1 protein-coding gene is annotated in these 587 nt (G+C 55.7%); it reads right to left on the bottom strand.

The genetic code is table 11. The annotated features are described in order from the left end of the window. Positions 1-587 (bottom strand): condensation domain-containing protein (locus V6D41_RS21420; RefSeq protein WP_333519570.1); only part of this gene is annotated, 587 nt, incomplete at both ends.

Here is a 587-nt window from a genome sequence, read left to right as displayed (position 1 = left end):
CGTTGACGGAAACACCGTCTGAAATCATGTGATGCATATCAACCAGCAACAGGTGCCGCTCATCTGATACCTGTACGATTTGGGCACGGAACAGCGGCGCTTGGGTGAGATCAAACGGCTGGATAAACGCGGCTGCGGCTTCCTGTTCGGTTTGTTCGCCGAGGACTGCGGTCTGTAATGTAAACGGCACCTCGTCATGGATGCGCTGCACCGGTTCGCCGCCTTCGCCCTGTTCGAAGGATGTCCGAAGCGACTCGTGGCGCTTGATCAGCTTTTGGAAAGCCCTGTCCAGTCTTTCGGGATCCAGCTTCCCTTCCAGCTCTAACACAGCCGGCATATTGTAGCCTGTCCCTCCCTCCTCCAGCTGCTGAAGGACATAAATCCGTTTTTGGGCGGAGGAAACCGGATAGGTCTCCCGCTGTTCCGCCGGCTTGATCGCTTCATATGGACTGTCCGTTCCTTCACGGATCACAGAAGCGAGCCCTTCTACCGTCGGGTGGGCAAACACATCTTTCAGCGGCACCTGTACATCGAATTCTTTGGCGATCCGTGAGACAAGCGCGGTGGCTTTTAAGGAATGTCCTCCA

Origin of the sequence: Bacillus sp. 0102A, assembly GCF_036765155.1 — a bacterium.
GTDB lineage: Bacteria > Bacillota > Bacilli > Bacillales > Bacillaceae > Bacillus > Bacillus subtilis_G.
The sequence above is the reverse complement of the archived record's forward strand: the minus strand, read 5'-3'. Positions and strand labels throughout refer to the sequence as shown.